The organism is Streptomyces sp. NPDC015125 (genome assembly GCF_043080045.1).
Classification (GTDB): domain Bacteria; phylum Actinomycetota; class Actinomycetes; order Streptomycetales; family Streptomycetaceae; genus Streptomyces.
The window spans coordinates 29,705-55,496 of the sequence record NZ_JBIBVF010000034.1 but is presented as its reverse complement, the minus strand read 5'-3'; the positions used below and the strand labels follow the sequence as shown (position 1 = coordinate 55,496).

Sequence of the window (25,792 nt, the reverse complement as noted above, 5' to 3'; positions counted from 1 at the left end):
GTGGCGGGCAGGGCCACCTTCGCCGCCCGGCAGCTATGCGGTCCAATACGCTTATGCGTGTTTCCATGCTGATTCGGCATGGGGGTCGGGGGCATGCCGTGGGGCGGGGAGGGGTGCGCGGTGGATCTGGTGGGAGCGTGTCGTGCGTTCGTCAGCGTGAGTGAGTACGGCAGTTTCACCGTCGGAGCGGCTGCCGCCCGGATGTCCCAGTCGGTGGCGAGCCGCCGCGTCGCGGCCCTGGAAGAGCGCTTCGGGGAGCGGCTGTTCGAGCGCACCTCACGGCAGGCCGTGCTCACCCCCTTCGGCCGGGACATGTTGCCCGCGGCCCGTCAACTGCTCCTGACCGCCGATGTGTTGGAGCACGAGGCGGTGGCCGCCAAGCGCAAACCGTGGCGGCTGGCCATGCCCGACGTGTGCTCCGGCGCGGGCCTGGCACGGCTCGTCGCCGGCGCTCGGAGGCAGGGCATGACGCTCGACCTGCGGGTCGCGGCGCCCGCACAGCGGACGGAGCTCATCCGTTCCCAGCAGGTGCGGGCGGCGCTGCTCGCGGTCGCGCCGGACCAGGCGACCTGGTCGGTGCCACTGGGGCTGGCCGCCGCCGAGGACCCCGGGGTGAAGCGCCTCTACCTCGACACGTTGCGCCGTGGCCGGACCACCACCGGCCCGGCCCGTCGCATCTGGGTCCAGCCGGAGGACGACGTGGCGCACATCCGCGACCCGCTGACGCGATTGCGCGATGCCATCGGCCTGCAGCCCGCGCAGCTCGCCGAGGCGGCCGACCTCACGGCGGCCGCGGCCGAAGTCCTGTGCACCCGAGACCTGTTGCTCTGTTCCCCCGCACAGGCCCGCGCGTTCGCCCTGAGCTGGCGTCCCATCGGCGAGGCCGCCTTCGTCCGCGGGTACGCCCTGACCGCCACCGCGCCCGGCGATCCACAGCTCATCCGGACGCGCCTGGGCGAGGCGATCGCCGACTGTCTCGGGGTATCCGGACCACCGTGCGCCGGCCACGCGGAGGTCGCGTGAACACCGAGGCACTGCTGCGCGACATGCGCCGCCACCTTCACGACGGGGGCCTGCGCGCCTGTCTGCTCGTGCGGGACCTGCACACCGGGCAGGAAGTCGGGATCGAGCCGGACGCCGAGCTGCCCACCGCCTCCCTGGTCAAGGTCCCCCTCGCCCTCGCGACGATCGAACGCATCCGGAGGGGCGAACTCGACGGAGCCACCGCGCTCGACGTGCAGCCGGGGCGCATCACCACCCCCGGGCCCACCGGGCTGAGCCGATTCCGCCATCCCGCCCGGATCGCCCTCGACGACCTGCTCTATCTGAGCACCTGCGTCAGCGACAGCACCGCCGGCGACGTACTGTTCGGCCTCACCCCGCCCGCCCAGGTCACCGCCCTCCTGAACGAGTTCGGCCTGCGCGGCATCACCGTCCGGCACACCTTGCAGGAGCTGGCCGACACCCCCGAGGAACGCCTCGATCCCACACAGGCCCACCTTGCCCACGCCCTCGCCATCAGCGCGGGCGCCCACGGACACCGGGTGCCGCAGCTGGACGTCACCCGCGCCAACAGCGGCAGCGCACGCGCCTACGTCGAACTGCTCCAGGCCCTGTGGACACCGTCGTCGATCCCCCCGGATACCGCCGAGCGGGTCCGCGGCCTCATGGCCCACAACGTGATGCGGCACCGGCTGACGCCGGACTTCAGCTCCGACGCCACCACCTGGTCCGCCAAGACCGGCACCCTCCTCAACCTCCGCCACGAGATCGGAGTCGTCGAGCACACCGACGGCCAGGCGTTCGCCGTCGCCGTCCTCACCGAGTCGCTCGTGCCCGCCAGCAAGCAGCCCGGCGCCGACGCCCTGATGGGACAGGTCGCCCGCGCACTCCGTGATCACCTGCGGCAGCTGTGACGGATCCGCGCCCCGACCGGCCGACGTTGCGTCGGCAAAGGCGGGTACGGCGCGGGCGTAGCGTGGGCGGTATGACGAAGTACGGAAGCTTCCCCGGTGCGCGGCCCCGGCGGCTGCGTACCACCCCCGCCATGCGGCGGATGGTGGCCGAACACCGGCTGCACCCTGCTGACCTGATCCTTCCCGCGTTCGTACGGGAGGGGATCGGCGAGCCGGCGCCGATCTCCGCGATGCCGGGCGTCGTCCAGCACACCCGCGACACGCTGCGGAAGGCCGCCGTCGAGGCGGTCGACGCCGGGGTCGCCGGGATCATGCTGTTCGGGGTGCCCGAGGACGCGAAGAAGGACGCCGCCGGTACGGCGGGCACCGACCCCGACGGGATCCTGCAGGTCGCCATCCGTGAGGTGAAGGCCGAGGTCGGCGACGACCTCGTCATCATGTCGGACCTGTGCCTGGACGAGTACACCGATCACGGGCACTGCGGTGTCCTGGATGCCGAGGGCCGGGTCGACAACGACGCGACGCTGGAGCGGTACGCCGAGATGGCGCAGGTGCAGGCCGACGCGGGCGTCCATGTCGTGGCCCCCAGCGGCATGATGGACGGCCAGGTCGGCGTCATCCGCGACGCACTCGACCAGACCGGCCACGAGGACGTGTCGGTCCTCGCCTACACGGCGAAGTACTCCTCGGCCTTCTACGGTCCCTTCCGGGAGGCCATCGGCTCGTCGCTCCAGGGCGACCGCAAGACCTACCAGCAGGACCCGGCCAACCTCCGTGAGTCGATGCGCGAGCTGGCGCTGGACCTGGAGGAGGGCGCCGACATGGTGATGGTCAAGCCGGCGCTGCCGTACCTGGACGTGCTGGCGAAGGTCGCGGACGCGGTGGACGTACCCGTCGCCGCGTACCAGATCTCCGGTGAGTACGCGATGATCGAAGCGGCCGCCGAGAAGGGCTGGATCGACCGGGACAAGGCGATCCTGGAGGCGCTCACCGGCATCAAGCGGGCCGGTGCCGACATGATCCTGACGTATTGGGCGACGGAGGTCGCGCGGGGGCTGTGAGCCGCCCCGGCCGGTTGTGCCGCTGCCGCATCCCAAGCTCCCGTCCCCGGGTTCCGGGGGCGGGAGCGTCGTTTGTCGTAGGTACGACGTTTTGTCTGCCGCTCGCCGGGCACGGGACCGGTTGTCAAGGAAGACCCCGACCGACCGAGGAGCGGGTAACCATGACTGCCAAGCGCAAGATGCAGGCCAAGGGCGCGCAGGTCATCGGCGCCATGAAGGAAGTCGTCGGCCGGGCCACGCACAACCGCAAGCTGGAGGCCGAGGGCAAGGCCGAGAAGACCGCCGGGCACGGGCTGGACGCCAGCGAGAAGATCAAGGACGCGGTACGCAGGCCCTGGCAGCACTGACGGCCCCGCTCGCGGCCTGGATGCCGCGTCGCCCGGCCCTTGAGACCCGAGCGGCCCCGTACAACACCTGTGCAGTACGGGGCCGTTGCGGCAGGAGCGTGGGCGACGGCAGGCCGCGCGGGCGGCCGGGACGAGGCGACCGGGTCAGCGGCACCCGGTCGGACGGGCCCGGTCAGAGCCGCTCGGGCGTCCGGATGCCGAGCAGCGCCATGCCCTGGTGGAGGGTGCGGGCGGTCAGGTCGCAGAGGAACAGCCGGTTGGCCAGCTGGTCCGGCCCGCCCTCGGCCTTCAGGACCGGGCACTGGTCGTAGAAGGTCGTGAAGAGCGAGGCGAGGCTGTAGAGGTACGCGGCGAGCTTGTGCGGCTCGTACGCGGCGGCGGCCTCGGCGACGGTCTCGCCGAACTGGTCGAGGTGCAGGCCCAGCGCCCGCTCGGCCGGGGCCAGCGGCAGCTCCGGATGCGCCGCGGGGGCCGCGTCACCGGCCTTGCGGAAGATCGACCGGATCCGGGCGTAGGCGTACTGGAGGTACACCGAGGTGTCGCCGTTGAGCGAGACCATCTGGTCCAGGTCGAACTTGTAGTCCCGGCTCGGCGACGTCGACAGGTCCGCGTACTTCACGGCACCGATGCCCACCTGCGCACCGTTCTCGGTGATCTCCTGCTCGGTCAGGCCGACCGCCGCGCCCTTCTCGCGCACCACCGTGGTCGCCCGCTCGGCCGCCTCGTCGAGCAGGTCCTCCAGGCGTACGGTCTCGCCCGCACGCGTCTTGAACGGCTTGCCGTCCGCGCCGAGGACCGTGCCGTAGCCCATGTTGTGCGCGGTGATGTCGTCGCTCAGCCAGCCCGCCCGGCGGGCCGTCTCGAAGACCATCCGGAAGTGCAGCGACTGGCGGACGTCGACGACGTACAGGAGCGTCGTCGCCTTCAGGTCGCAGACGCGGTTGCGGATCGCGGAGAGATCGGAGGCCGCGTAGCCGAAGCCGCCGTCCGCCTTCTGCACGATCAGCGGCACCGGCTGGTCGTCCTTGCCGCGGATCTCGTCGAAGAAGACCACCAGCGCGCCCTCGGAGCGGACGGCGACGCCCGACTCCTCCAGCAGCCGCGCCGTCTCGGCCATCATGTCGTTGTACGCGGACTCGCCGACGATCTCGTCGTCGCGGATCTCCATGTCCAGCTTCTCGAAGACCGAGTAGAAGTAGACCTTCGACTCGTCGACGAACCGCTGCCACAGGTCGAGGGTCTCCGCGTCGCCGGACTGGAGCGCCACGACCCGCTTCCGGGCCCGCTCCTTGAACTGCTCGTCGGAGTCGAAGACGGCGCGCGAGGCCTTGTAGACGCGGTTGAGGTTGCTCATGGCCTGCTCGCCGTCGACGTCGGCCGCCGGGGCCAGCTCGCCGGGGTTCTCGATCAGGTACTGGATGAGCATGCCGAACTGGGTGCCCCAGTCGCCGATGTGGTGCCGGCCGATCGTCTGCTCACCGGTGAAGTCCAGGATGTGGCGCAGGGCGTCGCCGATGACCGCCGAGCGCAGGTGCCCGACGTGCATCTCCTTGGCGACGTTCGGCTGGGCGTAGTCGATGACCGTGACGCCGGGCTGCTCCTTCAGCGGGACGCCGAGCCGGTCGTCGGCGGCGCGCGCGGCCAGCGTCTGGATGATCGCCCGGTCGGTGATCGTGATGTTGAGGAAGCCGGGGCCGGAGACCTCGACCTCCTTGAAGAGGGGGTTCTCGCCGATCTCCGCGACGACCTTGGTCGCCAGCTCCCGCGGGTTGCCCTTGAGCTTCTTGGCCAGCGCCAGCATGCCGTTGGCCTGGAAGTCCGCCCGGTCGCTTCGGCGCAGCAGCGGGTCCGCGGCGCCGGCCTCCGGCAGGGCTGCCGAGAGGGCGTCCGCGACGCGCTGGTGAACCGAAGCTGCGAGGGAAGTGACCGAGGCCATGGAGAAGAGCTCTCTTCCAGAGGGAGGTAAGGAGGTGTCGTCGGAGCGGAAAGGGTTTGCCAACGAGTATCCCACGGCAGTACCACTGATTTTCCGTCTGGGACAATGGGCACCGTCAGGCATTTGTGCGTCGCACGCGCAAGACGGCGCAATCAGGAAGCACCAGGAAGAGGAAGGGCCGATCGTGGCTCAGCAGAGCACCGAGACCGACTGGGTCTCCAGGTTCGCGGACGAGGTCATTGCCGAGGCGGAGCGCCGCGCCCCCGGCAAACCAGTCGTCTGCGCCTCGGGCCTGAGCCCGTCCGGCCCGATCCACCTCGGCAACCTCCGCGAGGTCATGACCCCGCACCTCGTCGCCGACGAGATCCGCCGCCGCGGGTACGAGGTCCGCCACCTCATCTCCTGGGACGACTACGACCGCTACCGCAAGGTTCCGGACGGCGTGCCGGGTGTCGACGGCTCCTGGGCCGAGCACATCGGCAAGCCGCTGACCGCGGTGCCGGCCCCGGCCGGGTCGGCGTACCCGAACTGGGCGGAGCACTTCAAGGCCGCCATGAGCGAGGCGCTGGCCGAGCTGGGCGTCGAGTACGACGGCATCAGCCAGACCGAGCAGTACACCGCCGGTGTCTACCGCGAGCAGATCCTGCACGCGATGAAGCACCGCGCGGACATCGACGCGATCCTCGGCCAGTACCGCACGAAGAAGGCCCCGGCCAAGAAGTCGCAGAAGCCGGTCGACGAGGCCGAGCTGGAGGCCGCCGAGGGCTCGGGCGCGGCCGCCGAGGACGACGGCAGCGGCGGGTCGGCCGGCTACTTCCCGTACAAGCCCTACTGCGGGCAGTGCGAGAAGGACCTGACCACGGTCACCTCGTACGACGACGAGACCACCGAGCTGGTCTACACCTGCACGGAGTGCGGCTTCGGTGAGACGGTCCGGCTGAGCGAGTTCAACCGCGGCAAGCTGGTCTGGAAGGTCGACTGGCCGATGCGGTGGGCCTACGAGGGCGTGATCTTCGAGCCGTCCGGTGTCGACCACTCCTCGCCGGGCTCGTCCTTCGTCGTCGGCGGCCAGATCGTCCGGCAGATCTTCGACGGCGACCAGCCCATCGGCCCCATGTACGCCTTCGTCGGCATCAGCGGCATGGCCAAGATGTCGTCGTCGCGGGGCGGGGTGCCGACGCCGGGCGACGCGCTGAAGATCATGGAGGCGCCGCTGCTGCGCTGGCTGTACGCGCGCCGCAAGCCCAACCAGTCCTTCAAGATCGCCTTCGACCAGGAGATCCAGCGGCTCTACGACGAGTGGGACAAGCTGGAGGCCAAGGTCGCCGACGGCAGTGCGCTGCCGGCCGACGCCGCCGCGTACGCCCGGGCGGCCCGTACCGCCGCCGGTGAGCTGCCCCGGACGCCGCGGCCGCTGCCGTACCGCACCCTCGCCTCGGTCGCGGACATCACCGCGGGCCACGACGAGCAGACGCTCCGGATCCTCGGCGAACTGGACCCGGACAACCCGGTGACCTCGCTGGACGAGACCCGGCCGCGGCTCGCCAAGGCCGAGTACTGGATCAACACCCAGGTCCCGGCCGAGCAGCGCACCATCGTCCGCGACGAGCCCGACGAGGAGCTGCTCGGCACCCTCGACGAGCAGTCCCGGGGCTCGCTGCGGCTGCTGCTCGACGGCCTGGACGAGCACTGGTCGCTGGACGGCCTGACCACCCTGGTCTACGGCGTTCCGAAGGTGCAGGCGGGCCTGGAGCCGGACGCCAAGCCGACGCCGGAGCTGAAGGTCGCCCAGCGTGCCTTCTTCGCCCTGCTCTACAACCTGCTGGTCGGGCGGGACACCGGGCCGCGGCTGCCCACTCTGCTGCTGGCCGTGGGCGCGGACCGGGTGCGCAAGCTGCTGGGGGGCTGACGAGCTGTCGGAGCGCCGTTGCCGGGGGTCGTAGACACCTCGGCGTGCTCTCCGACCGAGGGATGAGAAGGGTTCGGCCCCGGGGACGAGGATTCCCGGGGCCGGACCCTTCACGCTGGGGCCATGAGGGGAATCTTAGGTTTCATCATCATGATCCAGGGCGTTATGGGCTTCGTCGGGCAGGTCTTCTTCGACCGCGCCTGGGGGTTGCTGCCTCACTGGTTCGATCTGCCGTCGGCCGCCTATGTCGGCCTCTTCGCGGCCGGTGCGGCGCTGGCCGTCTGGGGGGACGCGGACAAGAAGCGCAAGGCGAAGCAGCTGAGGGATCAGACGGGGGCCGGGGCGGTTTAGGGGCCCGTTGCCGTACGGATCCGGCCTGTGGGTCAGGCGATGTGATCGTCCATCATTTCCGCGTTGAGGCGGTCGCTGAACTGATCCATGTAGCGGTTCAACTCCCGTGACCGCAGGCGGATTCCGTACTGGGCATCCAGGTTGGCCGCGAACGCGCCCGGTGTGGGCATGCCTTCGCCCTCTATCGAGTGGCGGAACACCTGGTACAGGTCCTCGTCGGTCGGTGCGGCGGCCGGTGCCGGTGCCGGTGCCGGAGTGGGCTGCGGGGGTGCTTCCGGGGTGCCCATGCCGAGCGGGCGCGTTCCGCCGGCACCGTTCGGCACCGGGACCTGGGGGTCGGGCTCCGGCGTGCGTGGTGGGGGTACCGCGGCTTGTCCGCGCGCCGGTGCCTGCTCGCGTGCCGGTTCCTGCCGATGTTCGTTGTACGCGGGCCGATGCGCGTCGTACGCGGCCTGAGGCGCGTTGTACGGGGGCTGAGGCGCGTCGTACGAGGGCTGGGGCTCCTGCTCCGGGACGTACGCCGGGTCGTAGTCGCCCTGGTACGTCACCTGCTGCGGCGCCGCGAACCACTGGCTCGGCATCTCCTCGGCCTCGGCCTCGGCCGACTCCGGGGCCCCGGCCGGCTCGTGGGCCTTCCGTTCCACGGCGGGCGTCACGGACCGGTGTGGCGCCGGCAGCAACTGCGGTTCGATGCCCGCGGCGGCAAGCCCCGCGGGAGCGGTCTCCGCCAGCGGCACTCCGTACCGGGCGAGCCGCAGTGGCATCAGGGACTCCACGGGAGCCTTACGGCGCCAGCTGCGCCCGAACCGCGAACGCAGACGTGCCTGATACACGAGCCGTTCCTGCTCCAGCTTGATCACCGCGTCGTACGACCGCAGCTCCCACAGCTTCATCCGCCGCCACAACAGGAACGTCGGGAGGGGGGCCAGCAGCCAGCGCGTGATGCGCACACCCTCCATGTGCTTGTCCGCCGTGATGTCGGCGATCCGCCCGACGGCATGCCGGGCGGCCTCGACGGTGACGACGAACAGCACCGGGATGACGGCGTGCATGCCCATGCCCAGGGGGTCGGACGCCGCCGCGGCATTGAACGCCACCGTTGCGACCGTCAGCAGCCACGCCGCCTGTCGCAACAGCGGGAAGGGCATGCGGATCCAGGTCAGCAGCAGATCCAGCGCGAGCAGGACGCAGATTCCCGCGTCGATGCCGATAGGGAAGAAGTAGGCGAAGTCGCCGAAGCCCTTCTTGAGGGCCAGTGCACGCACGGCCGCGTAGGAGCCGGCGAAGCCGATGCCGGCGATCACCACCGCGCCGGCGATGACCACGCCGATGAGTATCCGGTGCGTGCGTGTCAGCTTCAGTGGCGCGGCCACCCGAGGACCCCTCCCAGTCGGTCTGTTGCGGGCGACAGCCTGGCACATGCCTACGGGCGGGCGTGTGCCGGTACGGACGGAGTGCTGGGAGGCGCCTCCGGCCCGGGTCCTCCGCCCGGGCGGAGGACCCGGGCGGCGTCGGTGGGGTCGGTGGGCTGGGTGGGGTCAGCCGTTGGCCTTGGTGGCGGAGGTGACCGCCTCCTTGGCGGCGGCCTGTGTCTGCTTGAGCAGGTCGGCGGTCTTGGGGGCGTCCGCGCCGGCCAGGCCCGCGCCGTTGTAGTTGATCGTCACGACGATGTTGGAGGTCCGGGCGACGATGGTGGTGTTCTTGAAGTTGGTGCCGTCCCGCTTCACGTCGTAGGTGATCGCGGTGGCCTCGTCGCCGGTACCGGAGGTCTGGACGGTCGCGAGCTTCGTGGCGCCCTTGGTGGCCTTCGCCTCGGATATCTGCTTGGTGAAGAAGTCCGTGGCGCGCTTTTCGCCGCTGCCGACGCCCGGGTCGGAGTCGTAGCGCTGCAGGCCGGTGTCCAGCCAGCGCCACTGGGTGCCGTCGACGCCCTTCTCATCCGCGCTGGTCCAGGAGCAGGTGCCGTGGGAGGCGTTGTCCGTGGACTTGCCCTGGTCCCCGGAGGCGTCCTTCGCCTTGGGCAGCATCTTCTTGACGGTGTCCTTGGAGAACACCTCGCACGGGTTCGGCAGCTTCTTGAACTTGGCGGGCGCGACGGTCGGCGAGGGCTTGGCCGCGCTGCTGGAGGCGGAGGAGGAGGCGTCACCGGAGCTGTCGCTGTCCGAGCCGGAGCAGCCGGCGACGAGCAGCACCGGTACTGCTGCGCAGGTGAGGAGGCTGGCGAGGCGCTTGGCTGAACGGTGCATGGTTCCTTCGCTGTTCGTCGTCGTCGGGTCGGTCGCCGGGTCGGCGGGCACGGCCGTGGTGGTGGCCGTGGGGCACGGCCGTGGTGGTGGTGACCGTGGGGCCCGCCCCGCCTCGCGTACGGGGCAGGGCTAGACGGCACGGTACGCGGCGCGGCGAGGTGGGTGACCGATTCATGTCGATGAGCGCAACGCTTATATCGGGCGTTTCTGCTTCTTGTCCGGTGATTCGGTCAATGCGCCTGATCCGGACTATTCGCTGAGGTTGTCGGAGAGCTCGGTGGCCAGGGAACGGGCCTTGTCCTGCAGTTCCTGGCTGTCCGGCAACATCGCCTTGTCCGTGGACCACTGGTCGTAAGTGAGCTGCACGATGACGTTCGACGTGCGAAAGACCACAGTGACATCGCGGTGCACGCCGGAGTCCGCTGTGACCAATTTGTCATTGAGGAAGGCCGCGTCCCCGAGGTCGCCCAGGACGCGCGGGGCGGTGGAGCCGCTGGGGTCTGTACTCGGGTCCGCGCTCGGGTCCGCGCTCGGGTCGGAGGTCTGCGAGGAGCTTTGGGACGGGGCCTTGCCCGCCTTCTCCGTGGCGCTCTTCTCTGCGGCGCTCTTGTCCGTGGCGCTCTTGTCCTTCGAGCCGTTCGTGACGGTTTCGTCGCCCTTGCCCTTGCCCTTCGAGGCGGACGGGGACGGGGCGGCGGGCGAGGGGGAGCCGGCGCCGCCGGACGGTATCTGCGCGGCCAGCTTCTTCTTGTCGTAGATCCCCTGCGCCTTGTCCTCATCGCTGGTGGCGGAGTCGTACGACACCACACGCTGGATGTCCAGGCCCAGATGGCGGGTGCCCGCGGTGGTCTCGCGGGTCCAGCGGCAGCCGACGCGGCGGTCGGTGTCATAGGTGATGTCGGCCACGCCGCCGTAGACCTTCCGGGCCTCGGCGTCCGACAGGGACTGGCCGTCGCCGGGGAGCATGCCGCGGATGGCCTTGCGTGAGGGCAGCCCGCAGGCCTCCGGGAGGGTCTGGTAGCGGCCCGGCTCGGCGGCCTGGCTGGAGGTGGCGGCGTCGCCGCTCTTGGCGTCGGCAGCGCCGCCGTCGGGGCTGGAGCTGCCGGTACAGCCGGTGAGGCCCGCGGCCAGCGCCGCGGCCACTACCACTGCGGCACCGGGTACGAACGGCTTTCGTGGCATCGCTCGCGGCTCCTTCCCCTACGAAATGCGGTTGCCGCCGGTCGGCGGCCGATGGACACAATGTCTATCGCACGTCTTGCCGCAAACGCCGGTCCGCCGTCCAAGATCGGATAAATTGTCCGGCTTTTGCGTTTTTCATAAATTCGGGGGAATGGGGAAGTTATGTCGTACGTCGAGGTGCCCGGTGCCCAGGTACCGATCCGGATGTGGACGGATCCGGCAGCGGTCGAGGATGTCGCGATGCAGCAGCTGCGCAATGTCGCCACCCTGCCGTGGATCAAGGGCCTGGCCGTGATGCCGGATGTCCATTACGGCAAGGGCGCCACCGTCGGCTCGGTGATCGCCATGCACGGCGCGGTCTGCCCGGCGGCGGTCGGTGTGGACATCGGCTGCGGGATGAGCGCGGTGAAGACCTCGCTCACCGCCAATGACCTGCCCGGTGATCTCTCCCGGCTCCGCTCGAAGATCGAGCAGGCGATTCCGGTGGGGCGCGGGATGCACGAGGACCCGGTCGACCCCGGGCGGCTGCACGGCTACCCGACGGCGGGATGGGGAGACTTCTGGTCGCGCTTCGACGGGGTGGCCGACGCGGTCAAGTTCCGTCAGGAACGCGCCACGAAGCAGATGGGCTCGCTGGGAAGTGGCAACCACTTCATCGAGTTCTGTCTCGACGACACCGGTGCGGTGTGGCTGATGCTGCACTCCGGCTCCCGGAACATCGGCAAGGAGCTCGCCGAGTTCCACATGGGGCAGGCGCAGAAGCTGCCGCACAACCAGGGCCTGGTCGACCGCGATCTCGCCGTCTTCATCGCGGACACCCCGCAGATGGCGGCGTACCGCAACGATCTGTTCTGGGCGCAGGAGTACGCCAAGCACAACCGGGCCGTGATGATGGCACTCTTCCAGGACGTCGTCCGCAAGGAGTTCAAGAAGGCCAAGCCGACGTTCGAGCCGGTGATCTCCTGCCACCACAACTATGTGGCGGAGGAGCGGTACGACGGCATGGATCTGCTGGTGACCCGTAAGGGCGCGATCCGGGCGGGCAGCGGCGAGTACGGCATCATCCCGGGCTCGATGGGCACCGGCTCGTACATCGTCAAGGGACTGGGCAACGCCGCGTCCTTCAACTCCGCCTCGCACGGCGCCGGCCGCAAGATGAGCCGGAACGCCGCGAAGAAGCGGTTCTCGACGAGGGACCTGGAGGACCAGACGCGGGGCGTGGAGTGCCGTAAGGACTCCGGTGTGGTGGACGAGATCCCGGGTGCCTACAAGCCGATCGAGAAGGTCATCGATCAGCAGCGGGACCTGGTCGAGGTCGTCGCCAAGCTCAAGCAGGTCGTCTGCGTCAAGGGCTGAGCGCAGCAGTCCACGCGATCGGCAGGCCCCGGACCGGACGCGGACACTGTTGGCGGACCGCGCGGGCCTTCGTGACGATGGCCTGTACGACTCTGTTGGGGTGGTGCAGGCCATCGTCGTGATCGGGGTGGGTTCGTGTCGTTGTGTGGGGTGGGGAGGGCCCTCATCGGACCGCAGAACGGCAGTGCGCGGATCGCCCCTCGTGCACATCCGGTGGCACACGGCGCAGGTGTTCCGCGGTGCGGCGCGCGTACCGGAGCGCGTCTGACTGCGCACGGGCACACCCCGGACCCTCGCCCGCCTGCGCCATCGCCACCATGACCCGCAAACCGCCGGTGGAATACGGAAGTCGGCGGATGTCCCGGGTCAGCGGCCCGGCGACAGCGGAGTCAGCGGAGCCAGCGGACGGGTGAGCGGGACGGACGGCCCTTCGAGAGCCTTCGGCGCGGCCGGGTGCGCGAACCGTCGCGGCTCGGCGGGCGCATCGTTGTCGCACATCGCCTTCGCCTCGAAGGCCCCGATCGCGGCGTCGATCGGGCCCGGCTTGATGTGACCCGTCGCGTCGAGCTGCTGGTACTTGGCCTGGTTGAGCCCGACCGTCATCTGGCGCTTGCCGTCGGGCGTCGAGTACGTCACCGTCTCGGCGCCCCACACCGAGCCGGTGTGTCCCCAGAAGCGCCCGCACACAGTGTCGATCGCCTCGATGCCGAGGCCGTAACGCGTCAGCAGATTGCCCGCTCCGTCCTTGGCGTCGACGGTGGTCTGCATCTGGCGGAGTTCGGCGGGGGCGAGCAGTTCGCCGGTCAGCAGCGCCCGGTAGAAGTCGTTCACGTCCTCCATCGTCGAGACCAGTGCCCCGGCGGTACCGGCCCAGGACATGTCGTACGTGCTGTAGTCACGGGCCGGGCTGATCAGTCCGAAGAAGGATTCGTACATCTTGGAATGCGGCCCGGATATCCGTGTGGACGTCGGGAAGTAGGTGTGCTTCAGCCCGGCCTTGCGGATGACATTGCGGGTGATGTACTCCTGCGGATCCTCGCCGGTGACCTTCTGCAGCAGCATTCCCGCGATGACGTAATTGGTGTTGGCGTAGGACCATTTCTCGCCGGGCTTGCCCGTCGGTTCCGCCTGCAGGCCCAAGCGTGCGAGCTCCTCAGGGGCGAAGTGGCGGTAACGGTTGGCGTCGAGGCTCTCGGTACTCCCCTTGAGGAGGGAGGGGAAGGCACCGGGGATGTAGTCGGCGATGCCGCTGGTGTGGTTGAGCAGCATACGGACGGTGATCTTCCGGCCGCGTTCACCGGGGACGAGGTCGGGGAGGTAGCGGGCGATGGGGGCGTCCAGATCGATCCGGCCCGCGCCGACCTGTTGCAGCACGGCGACGGAGGTGAACGCCTTGGTGAGGCTGCCCACGCGCTGCTGCATCTGCGGCCCGACCGGGCGGTTGGTGGCGATGTCGGCGACACCGGCCGCGCCCCGCCATTCGTCCCGGCCCTCCCGGACGGCCGCGTAGGTACCGTACATACCCGCTCTGTGGAGTGCTGCCAGCTTCTCGTCCAGTGCCTTGTGGTCGAGATGGCCCGGGTGGGTCGTCGTTCCTGCGGTGGCGTGGGCGCCGGGCGCGGGGGCCGTTGCGGCCTGGGCCGGTACCGCCGCTGCCACCAGTGAGAGCATCACGGCCGTGGTGGTGCCGGCGATCCGTGTACGGCGGCGGAGGGCCGGGCGGGGCAGGGACATGTCTTCTCCCGTTACAACTTCCTGCTACTGCGGTCGATCACGCATGTGATCTTGGTCGTCTCGATTCTCTCGACCGGCCGCCGTCCCCACAGTCCTCCCGCAGAACGACCCGTCTCATCAACACCGATGACATTTGTCAGGCGCCTACGAGCCCGAAGTGTGCATGCCTGAAGCGCAATTGCCGGAACCGTGACTGCCGGACCGAGTGTTCAGGAATGGCGCGTGTCCGGAGTGTGCGTGGTGCCGAGCCGTGCCCGGTCCGCATGATGTGGCGGCAGCAGGTAGATGCCGAAGGTCATATGAGGACCGTCGAGTACCGCCCTGGTGTCATCAGCCGGCACCACAACCATCTCGGTGAAGAGCGGTACGAGGGGATGGCTCCCCTGCTGGTTGCCCGCCGGGGAGCCATCCACGCGGGCGCGGGCGCGGGCGCGGGAGTGGCGGGAGTGGGGGAGTGGGGGATCCTCCCCGGTTCCATGGGCACGGAGCCGTACGTCGTCCGTGGCCCAGGCAACCCGAAGTCGTTCAACGCGGCCTCGCACGGTGCCGGCCGAAGGACGAGCCGGAACGCCGCCAAGCGGCAGTTCTCGACGCGGGACCTGGAGGAGCGGACGCGGGGTGTGCAGTGCCGCGAGGACTCCGGCGTTGTGGAGGAGATCCCGGGCGCCCACCAGCCGATCGGTCAGGTGTGGGAGCAGCAGCGGGACCTGGTCGAGTTCGTCGCCAAGCTCAAGCAGGTGGTGTGTGTGAAGGGCCGAACGGGCTGAACGCTGAGTGGACGAAGAGGGTCGAGTGGACGAAGAGGGTCGAGTGGACGAGAAGGGTTGAGTGGACGAGAAGGGCTGAGTGGACTGAGAGGGCTCAGCCCCGGGGCGGTCCGGCGTGGTGTGCGCCGGACCGCCCTTCGCATGTCGCCGGGCCGCCCGTGTCCAGGTGGGGCGTGTCTTACGTGGGACATGCCCGGGGTGGGGCGAGTCTCAGGTGGTGCGGTGGACCTTGGAGTTGGAGGCCTGGGCGCGGGGGCGGACCACCAGCAGGTCGATGTTGACGTGGGCGGGGCGGGTGATCGCCCAGGCGATGGTGTCGGCGACATCGTCCGCGCTGAGCGGCTGGTCGACGCCCTCGTAGACCTTGGCTGCCTTGGCGGTGTCGCCACGGAAGCGGGTGGTGGCGAACTCGTCGGTCTTGACCATGCCCGGGGCGACCTCGATGACGCGCACCGGCTCGCCGCACAGCTCCAGACGGAGCGTTTCGGCGATGACATGGGCGCCGTGCTTGGCGGCGACGTAACCGCCGCCGCCCTCGTAGGTGCCGTGGCCGGCGGTGGAGGAGAGCACGACGACGGTGCCCTCGCCGGAGGCGGTGAGCGCGGGCAGCAGCGCCTGGGTCATGTGGAGCACGCCCAGCACATTGACCTCGTACATCGCGCGCCAGTCGGCGGGGTCACCGGTGGCGACCGGCTCCGCGCCGTAGGCCCCGCCGGCGTTGTTGACCAGGACGTCGATGGAGGGGTAGCGGTCGAGGGTGGCTGCGAAGGCGTCGACGGCGGCGCGGTCGGTGACGTCGAGGGCGTAGGCCTCGGCGTCCGGCAGCTCGGCGGCGAGCTCCTCGATGCGGTCCTTGCGGCGGGCCGTGAGCACCACGCGGTAGCCGGCAGCGGCCAGGGCCCGCGCGGTGGCGGCGCCGATGCCGCTGCTCGCTCCGGTGACGACGGCGGTACGGAGCTCAGCGGTCATGGGACTCTCCTCGGGGTTATGCGGTCCCCCTGCTCCTCAGGGATCGGGGGAGGGGTGGTCTACGGCCAGGATATGCAGGAGGCCTCAGTGGCCTCAGCGACCCCTGGGGGCATACATGATCACTGCCATTCCGGCCAGGCAGATCAGGGCGCCGGTCACATCCCAGCGGTCGGGGCGGTAGCCGTCGGCGATCGCGCCCCACGCCAGCGATCCGGCGACGAAGACACCGCCGTACGCGGCGAGGATACGGCCGAATGCGGCGTCCGGCTGGAGTGTGGCGACCCAGCCGTACACCCCGAGCGCGATCACTCCGGCGCCGATCCAGGCCCAGCCCTTGTGTTCGCGGACGCCCTGCCAGACCAGCCAGGCGCCGCCGATTTCGAAGAGGGCGGCGACGACGAAGAGGGCGGCGGAGCGGGCGAACAGCATGTGTGAAGCCTACGGAACCAGGGTCCCGTTCCGGCGGGGGCGGGCTGCCGGGCAGGGGATTCGTCGGGGCCGGGCGGAGGGATCTTTGAAGGCTGGGCAGGGATCCTTCAGGGTCGGGCGGGGGGCGTCAGCGCCGGGCGGGGGGTCTCCAGGGCCCGGCGGGGGATTTCGTCAGGGTGCTGTGAGCGGTTGGCCGGCGGACGGCTGTCAGTGGGGTGTGAGAACTTCGGGGGCATGCTGATCGAACGGGCTTACGTGGACGTTCCGGAGGGGGAGGGAACGGCCGGGGACGGCTGGCCCTGGACGGTGCCGTGTGTGCGCCAACTGGCCGACGAGGGGCTGGCCTTCCGCGCTCCGGTCACCTTTCTGGTGGGGGAGAACGGTTCGGGCAAATCGACGCTGGCCGAGGCGCTGGCGGAGGGCTTCGGGCTGGATTCGTACGGCGGCTCGGCGGGTTACAAGTACGCGAGTTCGCGGGAAGCGTCGCTGCTCGGCGGTCTGATGCGGTTCGATCCGACGCGGGAGGGACGCCGGATGGTGCGCGGGCCGCGGGTCCGCCGGCGGGGGTTCTTCCTGCGGGCCGAAACGGCGCTGGAGGCGCTGAACGGGGAGCAGAGGTCGAACCGGCTGTCCCGGTCCCCGGACGAGATGAGCCACGGGGAGGGCTTTCTGATGGCCTTCCGGGAGCGGTTCTCGCAGCAGGGCCTGTATGTGATGGACGAGCCCGAGGCGGCCCTGTCCTTCACCTCCTGTCTGGAACTGGTCGGGTTGATGGACGAGTTGGGGAGCGGTGGCGCACAGATCATCTGCGCCACCCACTCACCGCTGCTGACGGCGCTGCCCGGCGCGGCGATCGTGGAGGTCGGCGAGCACGGGATGCGGAGCGTGGAGTGGGCGGAGCTGGGGCTGGTCGACCACTGGCGGCGCTATCTCAACGATCCCCGGGCGTATCTGCGGCATGTGCTGGAGGGGTGAGGGAGGCGGGGCGGGCGGTGCCTATGGAGTCGCCGTCCTCGGGTGCGGCGCCGGTCCAGTGGAGGAGGGCGGAGCGTAGCGCCGCGGCGCGCTCGGCAGGGGCCGTGGCATCGGTGGCCCAGGCGATATAGCCGTCGGGGCGGACGAGAAGCGCAGTGCGGCGGCCGCTGCGCCAGGAGGCGGTCACGACACGGTCCGCGGCGGGCCGGGGGGAGTCCTCCTTGCCCGGCAGAGTGCGGGGGACGCCGGGCTCGCCGGCGGGGGTCAGGAGGACGAACGTCCCCTGGCGCAGGAGTGCGTAGAGGCGGCCGCCGTCGGCCAGTTGGATGTCGGGGGCGCGCCGGCCGGCGAGGGGGTGGGCGCCGGGCCCGGCCGCATAGGCGATGCCGATGCCGGAGATGGTACGGATCGCGCGGCCGGACAGCGGCCGCAGACGGTTGACGAGCCGGGCGGCGAGCGTGCGGACGGCGCGTCCGGGGGCGGTGTGCAGCAGGGCGAGCCGGATGAGGGCGCCGCTGCTGCGCAGCACCTGCCTGCCCACCGGGTGGCGCTCGGTCTGGTAGCTGTCCAGCAGGCTGTCGGGGGAGTGGCCCCGGAGCACCGCGGCGAGCTTCCAGCTGAGGTTGGCGGCGTCCTGGAGACCGGTGTTCATGCCCTGGCCGCCGGCGGGGGAGTGCACATGCGCGGCGTCGCCGGCGAGGAACACGCGGCCCACGCGGTACCGGGAGACCTGGCGCTCGTCGCTGTGGAAGCGGGAGACCCAGCGGACGTCAGAGACGCCGTATTCACTGCCGAGGGCGAGCCGGGCGAACTCGCGGACCTCGTCGAGACCGACGGGCGCGTCGTCGTCGGCCTGGTGGTGGCGGTTCCAGCCGATGACGCGGTACCAGCCGTCGCCGAACGAGCCGACCAGGGCGAAGGTGTCGCCGTTGGCGGTGACGGTGAAGGGGGACTCGGGCTCCCGGGTGAGCCGGACATCGGCGAGCACCAGGGAGCGGATCACGGACTTGCCGGGGAACGGCAGGCCGAGGGCCTCGCGGACGGTGCTGCGGACGCCATCGGTGCCGACGGCGTAGGCGGCGCGGATGCTGCCGAGGCCCTCGGCGGTACGGAAGCGCACGGTCACGCCGTCGGTGTCCTGATCGAGGCCGAGCACCTCGGAGTCGTAGCGGAAGACGACCCCGGCCCGGCGGGCCCGCCGCTCCAGCAGCCGCTCCACCTCGAACTGCGGGGTGATCAGCACGAACGGGAAGCGGGAGCGGAGCCGGGTCGCATCGAAGGTGGCGTCCCCGAACAGGCGGATGGCGGGGACCTGGTAGCCGCCGGCGACCAGCTCGTCGGCGAGGCCCCGGGCGTCCAGTTGCTCAAGGGTGCGGGCATGGACGGCCAGGGCCCGGGTGAGATTGCTGATCGTGGCGGGCCGGCGCTCCAGGAGCGTGACACCCAGGCCCGCCTCGGCGAGGTCTCCGGCGAGCAGCAGACCGGTCGGACCTGCGCCTACGACGATGACGTCCGTATCGCGGGTCCCCCGAGCGTGGGCCGCCTGCGCCTCGTCCGTCGCGGGGGAGTCGTGGCCGTTGTGGCCGCCGTGGTCGCCGTGGTCGCCGTGACCGTTGGGGCCGTCGTGGCCGTCGTGGCCGGGCGTGTGGTTCATGGCGTCCATGGCTTCCGCCTCCTGTGCCGGTGTCTGTGCCGGTCTCTGTGCCGGTGTTGTTGTTGGTGTCTGCGCCGTTCCTGTGTCGGTTTCTGTGTCTGTTTCTGTGGCTGCACGGTGTCCGTGCCTGCTGGCGTCTATGCCTACGCCTGCAGCAATGCCAACGCATGTTGGTCAACGCTTGTTGGCAAGCGTAAGGCGGGCGGATCTGGTGTGTCAACAGGTGTTGGCCTACAGTTGTTGACATGGCCGAACATGTTCCCCCCGCCGCCGGTGCCGTGCCTGCCGCGTCGTCCGCGGCCTCTGCGCCCGCCGCTTCCGCCGCTTCCGCCGCCTCCGCCGTGCCGCCCGAGGTCGCCTCGGACGCCTCGGACGCCGCGTCCGGCGGTCCGGCGGACCTCGCCCGCCCTCGCCGCTCCGCCGCGACCCGCGCCGCGATCCTGGCCGCAGCCCGGGACCGCTTCGCCGCGGACGGCTATGAGCGCGCCACCATCCGTGCCATCGCCAGGGATGCGGACATCGACCCGTCGATGGTGATGCGCTACTACGGCAACAAGGCCGGTCTCTTCGCGGCCGCCTCCGAGATCGAGGTACACGCCCCGGACCTCAGCCACGTACCGCGCGACGAGGCCGGCGCCCGGCTCGTACGCCACTTCCTGGAGCGCTGGGAGTGCGACGAGACGCTGACCGGCATGATGCGCGTCGGCGTCACCAACGAGGCGGGCGCGCAGCGGATGCGAGGCGTGTTCGCCGAACAGATCAAGCCGGTCCTGGCCGCGGTCTGCCCGGTGCCCGACGAGGCGCCGACCCGTGCCGCGCTGATCGCGTCCCAGATACTCGGGATGGCGCTGTGCCGCTATGTGCTGCACATCCCGCCGGCCGTGAACCTCAGCCACGACGAGGTCGTCGCCTGGCTGGCCCCCACCGTCCAGCGCTATCTGACGGCCGAACAGCCCTGATGTTCGAACGGCTATGACGTCCGACAGTCCTGATGCCCGGACGGCTATGACGGCCGAACAGCCCTGATTGCCGAACAGCTCCGGGGGCTCCCCGGTAGCGGCTGGAGTCAGCGTGCGTAGGCGGTGGGCGGGACCCCGACGGTGGCGCTGACCTCGCGGATCAGATGTGCCTGGTCGCTGTAGCCCAGCTCGGCGGCGAGCGCGGCCCAGTCGACCTCCGCGTCGGACGCGGCGCGCTCCAGGGCCTCGTGCACCCGGTAGCGCAGCAGTACCCACTTGGGGCTGACCCCGACGTATCCGGCGAACAATCGCTGCAGGGCCCGTACGGACATGCCCTCGGCCTGCGCGAAGTCCGCGACCCGGCGGATCGTACGGTCCGTGCGGATCCGGTCGGCCAGCCCCATGGCGAGGTCGGCCTGGGCAAGAATCCGGGGCGCGGCCCGCAGGTGGGGGATCAGAAAGGCGTCGAGCGCGGCCACCCGCGCGTCCTCGTCGTCCGGCTCCAGCACGGTGGCGGCGGCATCAGGGGCCGTGACGTCAGGGGCTGTGATGTCAGGGGTCGCGGTGTCGGGAGCCGCGCTGTCGGTGGCCGCGGTGTCGGTGGCCCCGAACACCGTCGCCAGCGGCAACCGGCGGTCCGTCCAGTCCGTGGCGGGTCGCTCCGGGGCGAACGGCCGGAACCCGCCGGGCCGGAACTGCACCCCGCACACCCGCCCGCGCCCCGTCAGCTTCTGTGCGAACAGCTCCAGCCCGACGCCCGCGACCTCGCCGAAGCCGGGCCGGTCGGCGTACCGCTGGAAAACGAGGTTCACGCACGGGTGCGGAACGACATGCGTGGCATACGGCTCGGACAGCTCCCAGTCGATCAGCCAGTAATGCTCGACATAGGGGCGCAGTGGCGCGGCGGGGGTGCGGCGGCGGAACTGCACCCGCGTGAAGAGTCCGGGGGCGTCGACGATGCCCCGGGTATCGCGCCGTGGAGCGGCCATGCCTGGATTTTAGGGGTGCCCGCGCCGTCCCGCCCGTCTCGGCCCGTCCGCACCGGCCCGGCCCCTCTCGCCCCGGCCCGGCCCGGCCCGCGAGGGCGAGCCGCAGCGGTCGCGCGGCCGGTCGCCATACCGAGCGCGCGCCCTGTCGCATTTTTTCAAGCCGCCCCCGGCTGCGGCCCATAGCGTCATCGCTATGACCGACATGCAAGACATGCAAGACATTCAAGATATTCCGGATGAAGCGCCCGCGAAGGGAACGGGACCGGTGCCCGCGCCCCCGCCGATCAGCGCGCTGCTCGAAGCGGCGGCCGACGCGGCGCTCCCCGTACTGCGCGGGGTGCGCGACGAGCAGCTGGAACTGCCGACGCCGTGCGCCGAGTACGACCTGCGGGCGCTGCTCAACCACCTCTTCCAGGTGGTCGTCGCCTTTCAGGCACTCGCCGCCAAGAAGGACGTGGACTTCAGCACCACCCCCGACCGGCTCGGCGAGTACGGCGCACGGTGGCCCGACCGGTTCGCGGAGGAGACGGCGCGGCTGGTCGAGGCGTGGGCGGCGCCGGGCGCGGAGGACGGCCTGACCGGCGGAATGAACCTGCCGGCACGGACCGTCGGGGCGATGGTGCTGCTGGATCTGACGGTGCACGCCTGGGACGCGGCGCGGGCGACCGGCCGGCCGTACGCGCCGGCCGCCGGGTGCGTGGCCGAGCTGCGGACACTGGTCGCACAGCTGGCCCCGACGGCCCGGAAGATGAAGGTCTTCGCCGAGCCGCTCCCCGTCCCGCCCGGCGCCTCCGGCCTCAATGTGCTGCTGGCGGAGACCGGCCGCGACCCGTATTGGACGGCCGGCTGACGGGCCGTCGGCCGCCCGGGCAGTGCCCCTCCGCCCGGCAGTACCCCTCCGCCCGGGCCCAGTTCTTCCGTCCCGGCAGCGCCTCGGCCCGGGCTCGGCCACCTGGCTCGAATGGGCCCACACCGAACTGCCGTCACCCCTAGCCTGGATCACGGCCCGGCAGTCAGCCCGGCAGCCTGCAGACCGAGAGGAGGCAGCCCGCGGATGGACGAGCAGCGGATGTCCCGTGACCGGCTCCCCGAGGCGCTGATCGATTTCTACGGGCTGGCGCCGCTGCCCCGTGAAGGCGGACGGTTCCGGCGTACCTGGGCGGGCCCCGAGCGTGCCGACGGACGGCCCGAGGGCTCGGCGATCGTGATGCTGCTGACCGCCGAGCCGGGCGATTTCTCCGCCCTGCACCGGCTGCCCACCGACGAGATCTGGCACTTCTACCGCGGTGATCCGCTCGCCCTGTTCCTTCTCCCGGAAGACGGTGGCGCATCCGGCGGCGGCGCTTCGGGCGGCGGTCCCCCGGCGGGCGGTGCCCCGGCCGGGGGCGTCCAGGCCGCCGGCGGTCCGCCGGAGGGCGCCGGCCCGGCCCGTACGGTCGTCCTCGGGCCGGACGTGCTCGGCGGACAGCACGTCCAGTTCACGGTGCCGGCCGGTACGTGGATGGCCGCCGAGGTCGCCGACGGCGGCTCCTGGACGCTCTTCGGCTGTACGACGGCGCCCGGTTTCACCTTCGAGGACTACGAGCACGGGGACGCCGCCGAACTGGCCGCGCGCTTCCCCCGGGAGGCAGCGCGGATCGCCGCCCTGAGCCGGCCATGACCGAGACCGTGTCCGACGGCCCCGGCCGCTCCCCGCTCCCCGGCCGTTCCCCGCTCCCCGGCCGTTCCCCGCTCCCCGATCTCCCCGACCTCCGCGGGCAGGTCGTCCTCGTCACCGGCGCCGCCGGCGGCCTCGGCCGCGGTATCGCGCTGCGGTTCGCCGCCGCGGGGGCCGCCGTCGTGGCGCATTACCGGACGGGCGCGGAGGCGGCGCGGGACCTGGTCGAGCGGATCGAGGCGGACGGCGGGAGCGCGCTGGCGCTGTCCGCCGATCTGGCCGTGGAGGAGGAGTGTCACCGCCTGGTGACCGAGGCGGCCGGCTGGCGCGGGCGGCTGACCGCGCTGGTGAACAACGCAGGGGTGCAGCCGACGCAGGAGCTGGCGGGGATGTCGCTCGCCGACTGGCGGGCGGTGACGGAGGTGAATGTGCACAGCGTCTTCGCCTGCACCCAGGCCGCGGCGGCCGTGATGCGGGCGGGCGCCGGAGGGTCGGTGACCCATATCGCCTCCATCGAGGCGGACCGGCCGGCGCCGCAGCATGCCCACTACTGCGCGTCGAAGGCGGCGGTGGTGATGCATGCGCGCACGGCGGCGCTGGAGTACGGGGCGTACGGCATCCGCGTCAACAGCGTCTCGCCCGGCCTGATCGACCGGCCCGGCCTGGCCGAGGACTGGCCCGAGGGGGTGCGCCGCTGGCAGGCGGCGGCACCCGCAGGGCGGTTGGGCACGCCGGAGGACGTGGGCGATGCCTGTGTCTTCCTCGCCTCGCCGATGGCGTCCTGGCTCACCGGGCACGATCTGGTCGTGGACGGCGGTGTGTCGGCCCGCCCCACGTGGTGACCGGCGCGGCCCCCTGCGGCCCCCCTGTCGGGAGCGCCCCGGCCAGGCCCGACCAGGTCCGACCAGGCCCGGCCAGGCGGCGCGCCGCGCCCGGGGCCGCCTGACCGGGGAGGCCGCCTACCCGGGGCCGCCGCGCCCGGGGCGGCGAGCGGCGGCACCCACGCCACTGCACCCACGCCACTGCCCTCGCGGAACTGCCCTCGCGCCCGCGCTGAACCGTTACGGCCCAAGCAGGCGGAACCGTTACGGCCAGACCAGGCAGTACGCCTGGTGCCCCGCCTCGTGCAGTCGGTGGCTGAAGTCCTGCCACTCGTGGAGCAGCTGGTAGACGGTGAAGGCGTCGCGCGGGCCGCCGCGGTCGGGGACGGTGGACCAGATGAAGGCGGCCGCGCCGACCGACTCCTCACCGACGCCTCGCAGCGGGTCGACCACGGTCATCGGGAGCTTGACGACGGCGTAGTCGGGGTGGAGGACGACCAGTTCGAGCGGCGGAACCTTATGGAGGGGTATGCCCTCTATGCCGGTGAGGACCATGGCGGCCATCGTCTCCGGCTTGATCTTGCTGAACATGCCGCCCATGCCGAGCTCGTCACCGCCGAGCTCCTCGGGACGCATGGAGACCGGAACCCGGGCCGCGGTCGCACCGTTGGGCGCACCGAAGTACCTGTAGGTCACCCCCATGCGGCCGCCTCTGATTTCCCCGCCCGTGGTCTCGCCCGTGGTGTCCGCGCGCGTGGTCTCGCCCGTGGCGTCCTCGCGCCGGTGACGGCCGCGCTGGGCGCGGTCGGGACCCCGGTCATTGGTTCCCTCGCCCAGTTCGCCACCGCGATGCATATCTCCACCCGACCACTCGCAGCCCCAGCCGCGCAACCCGATCATCGTCTCAGAGACCTCCCCCGTCACCGGCGCGTGAAACGCCCGGCCACGCGCCCCCGTGCGCCTCTGAGACCATTGCTTGCGTGACTTACTCGTACGTCGGCCCAGTTTCGCAGACGAGTGGGGGCTGACGCCCGGTCGAAAGCGAGAGGAATCAAAAAAGGAGCGAGGGTGAACCGCGCGGCGCCCGTAGGCGTATCGCGAGGCAGCTTCCCGCCTCCCTAGTCAGCAGGGCCGCGTCCGAGCGCCGCCCACCCGCCGTTTATGCAGGTCAGGATCACAGTGTCTTTTCCGTATGAAGCCCCTGTTTCGCAGTCGCTCTTCGACCGTGCGTCCGCCGTGACGCCGGGCGGCGTCAACTCTCCGGTGCGGGCCTTCCAGGCCGTGGGCGGTACGCCCCGGTTCATGGTGTCCGGTACCGGTCCGTACCTCACCGACGCCGATGGCCGTGAGTATGTCGACCTCGTGTGCTCCTGGGGGCCGATGATCCTCGGCCACTCGCACCCCGAGGTGATCGCCGCGGTCCAGGAGGCGGTCGCCCGCGGTACGTCCTTCGGCACGCCCGGCGCGGGCGAGGTCGAGCTGGCCGAGGAAATCGTGGCCCGGATCGAGCCGGTCGAGCAGGTGCGGCTGGTCTCCAGCGGCACCGAGGCGACGATGTCGGCGATCCGGCTGGCGCGCGGGTTCACCGGCCGGCCGAAGGTGATCAAGTTCGCGGGCTGCTACCACGGGCACGTGGACGCGCTGCTGGCCGCGGCCGGTTCGGGCGTGGCGACCTTGGGGCTGCCCGACACGCCGGGGGTGACGGGGGCGCAGGCCGGCGACACGATCGTGCTGCCGTACAACGACATCGAGGCGGTGCGGGCCGCGTTCGCCGCGCACCCGGGCGAGATCGCCTGTGTGATCACGGAGGCGGCGCCGGGCAACATGGGCGTGGTGCCGCCGCTGCCGGGCTTCAACCAGGGCCTGAAGGACCTGTGCGCCGGCAACGGGGCGCTCTACATCTCCGACGAGGTGATGACCGGCTTCCGCGTCAGCAAGGCCGGTTGGTATGGAATTGACGGGGTACGTCCGGATCTGATGACGTTCGGCAAGGTCATGGGCGGCGGCTTCCCGGCCGCGGCCTTCGGTGGCCGCGCGGACGTCATGGCGCATCTCGCCCCGGCCGGCCCGGTCTACCAGGCGGGCACCCTGTCCGGGAACCCGATCGCCACCGCCGCGGGCGTCGCGCAGCTGCGGCTGCTGGACGACGCCGCGTACGAGAAAGTCGACGCGGTCTCGGCGGAGGTGCGGGGCCTGGTCACCGCCGCGCTGGCGAAGGAGGGCGTGGCGCACCGGGTCCAGGCCGCCGGGAACATGTTCACGGTCTTCTTCACGGAGGCCGAGGTGACCGACTACGACGCCGCCAAGGCGCAGGAGTCGTTCCGTTTCACCGCCTTCTTCCACTCGATGCTGTCGCAGGGCGTCTACCTCCCGCCGTCCGCCTTCGAGTCGTGGTTCCTCTCGACCGCGCACGACACGGCGGCCGTCGAGCGCATCGCCGCCGCACTGCCGGCCGCCGCGCGGGCCGCGGCCGCGGCGACGGCCTGAGGACACCTCCGGCGCACGGGCCGGCGACTGCTTGCCGACGACTGAAT

At 71.1% G+C, this 25,792-nt stretch carries 24 protein-coding genes and 1 pseudogene; 15 read left to right on the top strand and 10 right to left on the bottom strand.

The window, feature by feature from the left end:
- Positions 1-120: 120 nt before the first annotated feature.
- The 4 genes from ACF088_RS40085 to ACF088_RS40070 all read left to right on the top strand — a co-directional run bounded on the left by ACF088_RS40085 (position 121) and on the right by ACF088_RS40070 (position 3,324).
- The gene (locus tag ACF088_RS40085) at positions 121-1,023 is read left to right on the top strand and encodes a LysR family transcriptional regulator (RefSeq protein WP_392380942.1); all 903 of its coding nucleotides are present in this window, start codon (positions 121-123) and stop codon (positions 1,021-1,023) included.
- Positions 1,020-1,916, top strand: coding sequence for a serine hydrolase (locus ACF088_RS40080; RefSeq protein WP_392380927.1), 897 nt, complete (start codon positions 1,020-1,022; stop codon positions 1,914-1,916). The genes ACF088_RS40085 and ACF088_RS40080 overlap by 4 nt, the downstream gene beginning before the upstream one ends.
- Positions 1,917-1,987: 71 nt before the next feature.
- A complete protein-coding gene (gene hemB, locus ACF088_RS40075; RefSeq protein ID WP_392380926.1) occupies positions 1,988-2,977 on the top strand; it encodes a porphobilinogen synthase in 990 nt (329 codons plus the stop codon).
- A 161-nt stretch (positions 2,978-3,138) separates the two neighbouring features.
- Complete coding sequence (locus tag ACF088_RS40070; protein ID WP_392380925.1) at positions 3,139-3,324, top strand: CsbD family protein; 186 nt, start codon at positions 3,139-3,141, stop codon at positions 3,322-3,324.
- 172 nt (positions 3,325-3,496) lie between these two features.
- Here ACF088_RS40070 and argS read toward each other — a convergent pair whose 3' ends face one another.
- Entirely contained in the window at positions 3,497-5,260 is a 1,764-nt protein-coding gene (argS, locus tag ACF088_RS40065; protein WP_392380924.1) for an arginine--tRNA ligase, read from the bottom strand.
- A gap of 184 nt (positions 5,261-5,444) precedes the next feature.
- On the opposite strand from argS, the gene lysS reads away from it, so the two are divergent.
- Positions 5,445-7,169, top strand: a complete 1,725-nt coding sequence (gene lysS / locus ACF088_RS40060) for a lysine--tRNA ligase (RefSeq protein ID WP_392380923.1) — start codon at positions 5,445-5,447, stop codon at positions 7,167-7,169.
- 123 nt (positions 7,170-7,292) lie between these two features.
- Positions 7,293-7,520, top strand: a complete 228-nt coding sequence (locus tag ACF088_RS40055) for a hypothetical protein (RefSeq protein ID WP_392380922.1) — start codon at positions 7,293-7,295, stop codon at positions 7,518-7,520.
- Between the two features lie 32 nt (positions 7,521-7,552).
- On the opposite strand, the gene ACF088_RS40050 is transcribed toward ACF088_RS40055, so the two are convergent.
- Both ACF088_RS40050 and ACF088_RS40045 read right to left on the bottom strand, forming a co-directional pair.
- Complete coding sequence (locus tag ACF088_RS40050) at positions 7,553-8,893, bottom strand: DUF2637 domain-containing protein (RefSeq protein ID WP_392380921.1); 1,341 nt, start codon at positions 8,891-8,893, stop codon at positions 7,553-7,555.
- Between the two features lie 165 nt (positions 8,894-9,058).
- Positions 9,059-9,766 (bottom strand): DUF3558 domain-containing protein, encoded by a 708-nt coding sequence (locus ACF088_RS40045; protein WP_392380920.1) that lies wholly within the window; start codon positions 9,764-9,766, stop codon positions 9,059-9,061.
- Between ACF088_RS40045 and ACF088_RS40040 the strand changes: the two genes are divergently transcribed.
- On the top strand, positions 9,765-9,899 hold the full coding sequence (locus tag ACF088_RS40040) for a hypothetical protein (protein ID WP_392380919.1): 135 nt from the start codon (positions 9,765-9,767) through the stop codon (positions 9,897-9,899). The two genes, ACF088_RS40045 and ACF088_RS40040, sit on opposite strands and share 2 nt — an antisense overlap.
- Positions 9,900-10,015: 116 nt before the next feature.
- Here ACF088_RS40040 and ACF088_RS40035 read toward each other — a convergent pair whose 3' ends face one another.
- Positions 10,016-10,948, bottom strand: a complete 933-nt coding sequence (locus ACF088_RS40035; RefSeq protein WP_392380918.1) for a hypothetical protein — start codon at positions 10,946-10,948, stop codon at positions 10,016-10,018.
- A gap of 162 nt (positions 10,949-11,110) precedes the next feature.
- Between ACF088_RS40035 and ACF088_RS40030 the strand changes: the two genes are divergently transcribed.
- Positions 11,111-12,304 (top strand): RtcB family protein, encoded by a 1,194-nt coding sequence (locus tag ACF088_RS40030; protein WP_392380917.1) that lies wholly within the window; start codon positions 11,111-11,113, stop codon positions 12,302-12,304.
- A gap of 366 nt (positions 12,305-12,670) precedes the next feature.
- Here ACF088_RS40030 and ACF088_RS40025 read toward each other — a convergent pair whose 3' ends face one another.
- Complete coding sequence (locus ACF088_RS40025; RefSeq protein ID WP_392380916.1) at positions 12,671-14,038, bottom strand: serine hydrolase domain-containing protein; 1,368 nt, start codon at positions 14,036-14,038, stop codon at positions 12,671-12,673.
- 326 nt (positions 14,039-14,364) lie between these two features.
- Between ACF088_RS40025 and ACF088_RS40020 the strand changes: the two are divergent.
- Positions 14,365-14,805: pseudogene (locus tag ACF088_RS40020) on the top strand (RtcB family protein); the annotation flags it as partial.
- A gap of 210 nt (positions 14,806-15,015) precedes the next feature.
- Here the strand turns inward: ACF088_RS40020 and ACF088_RS40015 are convergent.
- Positions 15,016-15,774, bottom strand: a complete 759-nt coding sequence (locus ACF088_RS40015; RefSeq protein WP_392380915.1) for an SDR family oxidoreductase — start codon at positions 15,772-15,774, stop codon at positions 15,016-15,018.
- A gap of 93 nt (positions 15,775-15,867) precedes the next feature.
- Positions 15,868-16,203: a YnfA family protein gene (locus ACF088_RS40010; RefSeq protein ID WP_392380914.1), complete on the bottom strand. Its 336-nt coding sequence runs from the start codon at positions 16,201-16,203 to the stop codon at positions 15,868-15,870.
- Between the two features lie 234 nt (positions 16,204-16,437).
- On the opposite strand from ACF088_RS40010, the gene ACF088_RS40005 reads away from it, so the two are divergent.
- The gene (locus tag ACF088_RS40005; RefSeq protein ID WP_392380913.1) at positions 16,438-17,178 is read left to right on the top strand and encodes an AAA family ATPase; all 741 of its coding nucleotides are present in this window, start codon (positions 16,438-16,440) and stop codon (positions 17,176-17,178) included.
- Here the strand turns inward: ACF088_RS40005 and ACF088_RS40000 are convergent.
- Positions 17,135-18,841: an FAD-dependent monooxygenase gene (locus ACF088_RS40000; RefSeq protein WP_392380912.1), complete on the bottom strand. Its 1,707-nt coding sequence runs from the start codon at positions 18,839-18,841 to the stop codon at positions 17,135-17,137. The genes ACF088_RS40005 and ACF088_RS40000 overlap by 44 nt on opposite strands.
- Before the next feature lie 236 nt (positions 18,842-19,077).
- Between ACF088_RS40000 and ACF088_RS39995 the strand changes: the two genes are divergently transcribed.
- Positions 19,078-19,791: a TetR family transcriptional regulator gene (locus ACF088_RS39995; RefSeq protein WP_392380911.1), complete on the top strand. Its 714-nt coding sequence runs from the start codon at positions 19,078-19,080 to the stop codon at positions 19,789-19,791.
- A 107-nt stretch (positions 19,792-19,898) separates the two neighbouring features.
- Here ACF088_RS39995 and ACF088_RS39990 read toward each other — a convergent pair whose 3' ends face one another.
- Entirely contained in the window at positions 19,899-20,780 is an 882-nt protein-coding gene (locus ACF088_RS39990) for a DUF6597 domain-containing transcriptional factor (protein WP_392380910.1), read from the bottom strand.
- Between the two features lie 265 nt (positions 20,781-21,045).
- Here ACF088_RS39990 and ACF088_RS39985 point away from each other — a divergent pair, with 265 nt between their 5' ends.
- The 3 genes from ACF088_RS39985 to ACF088_RS39975 all read left to right on the top strand — a co-directional run bounded on the left by ACF088_RS39985 (position 21,046) and on the right by ACF088_RS39975 (position 23,279).
- A complete protein-coding gene (locus ACF088_RS39985; RefSeq protein ID WP_392380909.1) occupies positions 21,046-21,630 on the top strand; it encodes a TIGR03086 family metal-binding protein in 585 nt (194 codons plus the stop codon).
- 204 nt (positions 21,631-21,834) lie between these two features.
- On the top strand, positions 21,835-22,440 hold the full coding sequence (locus ACF088_RS39980; RefSeq protein WP_392380908.1) for a cupin domain-containing protein: 606 nt from the start codon (positions 21,835-21,837) through the stop codon (positions 22,438-22,440).
- On the top strand, positions 22,437-23,279 hold the full coding sequence (locus ACF088_RS39975) for an SDR family NAD(P)-dependent oxidoreductase (RefSeq protein ID WP_392380907.1): 843 nt from the start codon (positions 22,437-22,439) through the stop codon (positions 23,277-23,279). The genes ACF088_RS39980 and ACF088_RS39975 overlap by 4 nt, the downstream gene beginning before the upstream one ends.
- Positions 23,280-23,522: 243 nt before the next feature.
- On the opposite strand, the gene ACF088_RS39970 is transcribed toward ACF088_RS39975, so the two are convergent.
- On the bottom strand, positions 23,523-24,113 hold the full coding sequence (locus ACF088_RS39970; RefSeq protein ID WP_392380906.1) for a hypothetical protein: 591 nt from the start codon (positions 24,111-24,113) through the stop codon (positions 23,523-23,525).
- A 306-nt stretch (positions 24,114-24,419) separates the two neighbouring features.
- On the opposite strand from ACF088_RS39970, the gene hemL reads away from it, so the two are divergent.
- Positions 24,420-25,745, top strand: a complete 1,326-nt coding sequence (hemL, locus tag ACF088_RS39965; RefSeq protein ID WP_392380905.1) for a glutamate-1-semialdehyde 2,1-aminomutase — start codon at positions 24,420-24,422, stop codon at positions 25,743-25,745.
- The last annotated feature ends 47 nt before the right edge of the window (positions 25,746-25,792 follow it).

Excerpts from the sequence above, each read along its gene's own strand:
- hemB (WP_392380926.1), top strand. The coding sequence starts at position 1,988 with ATGACGAAGTACGGAAGCTTCCCCGGTGCGCGGCCCCGGCGGCTGCGT.
- ACF088_RS40070 (WP_392380925.1), top strand. The coding sequence starts at position 3,139 with ATGACTGCCAAGCGCAAGATGCAGGCCAAGGGCGCGCAGGTCATCGGC.
- argS (WP_392380924.1), bottom strand. The coding sequence starts at position 5,260 with ATGGCCTCGGTCACTTCCCTCGCAGCTTCGGTTCACCAGCGCGTCGCG.
- ACF088_RS40055 (WP_392380922.1), top strand. The coding sequence starts at position 7,293 with ATGAGGGGAATCTTAGGTTTCATCATCATGATCCAGGGCGTTATGGGC.
- ACF088_RS40040 (WP_392380919.1), top strand. The coding sequence starts at position 9,765 with ATGGTTCCTTCGCTGTTCGTCGTCGTCGGGTCGGTCGCCGGGTCGGCG.
- ACF088_RS40045 (WP_392380920.1), bottom strand. The coding sequence starts at position 9,766 with ATGCACCGTTCAGCCAAGCGCCTCGCCAGCCTCCTCACCTGCGCAGCA.
- ACF088_RS40035 (WP_392380918.1), bottom strand. The coding sequence starts at position 10,948 with ATGCCACGAAAGCCGTTCGTACCCGGTGCCGCAGTGGTAGTGGCCGCG.
- ACF088_RS40030 (WP_392380917.1), top strand. The coding sequence starts at position 11,111 with ATGTCGTACGTCGAGGTGCCCGGTGCCCAGGTACCGATCCGGATGTGG.
- ACF088_RS40025 (WP_392380916.1), bottom strand. The coding sequence starts at position 14,038 with ATGTCCCTGCCCCGCCCGGCCCTCCGCCGCCGTACACGGATCGCCGGC.
- ACF088_RS40015 (WP_392380915.1), bottom strand. The coding sequence starts at position 15,774 with ATGACCGCTGAGCTCCGTACCGCCGTCGTCACCGGAGCGAGCAGCGGC.
- ACF088_RS40010 (WP_392380914.1), bottom strand. The coding sequence starts at position 16,203 with ATGCTGTTCGCCCGCTCCGCCGCCCTCTTCGTCGTCGCCGCCCTCTTC.
- ACF088_RS40005 (WP_392380913.1), top strand. The coding sequence starts at position 16,438 with ATGCTGATCGAACGGGCTTACGTGGACGTTCCGGAGGGGGAGGGAACG.
- ACF088_RS40000 (WP_392380912.1), bottom strand. The coding sequence starts at position 18,841 with ATGGACGCCATGAACCACACGCCCGGCCACGACGGCCACGACGGCCCC.
- ACF088_RS39995 (WP_392380911.1), top strand. The coding sequence starts at position 19,078 with ATGGCCGAACATGTTCCCCCCGCCGCCGGTGCCGTGCCTGCCGCGTCG.
- ACF088_RS39990 (WP_392380910.1), bottom strand. The coding sequence starts at position 20,780 with ATGGCCGCTCCACGGCGCGATACCCGGGGCATCGTCGACGCCCCCGGA.
- ACF088_RS39980 (WP_392380908.1), top strand. The coding sequence starts at position 21,835 with ATGGACGAGCAGCGGATGTCCCGTGACCGGCTCCCCGAGGCGCTGATC.
- ACF088_RS39975 (WP_392380907.1), top strand. The coding sequence starts at position 22,437 with ATGACCGAGACCGTGTCCGACGGCCCCGGCCGCTCCCCGCTCCCCGGC.
- ACF088_RS39970 (WP_392380906.1), bottom strand. The coding sequence starts at position 24,113 with ATGCATCGCGGTGGCGAACTGGGCGAGGGAACCAATGACCGGGGTCCC.
- hemL (WP_392380905.1), top strand. The coding sequence starts at position 24,420 with ATGCAGGTCAGGATCACAGTGTCTTTTCCGTATGAAGCCCCTGTTTCG.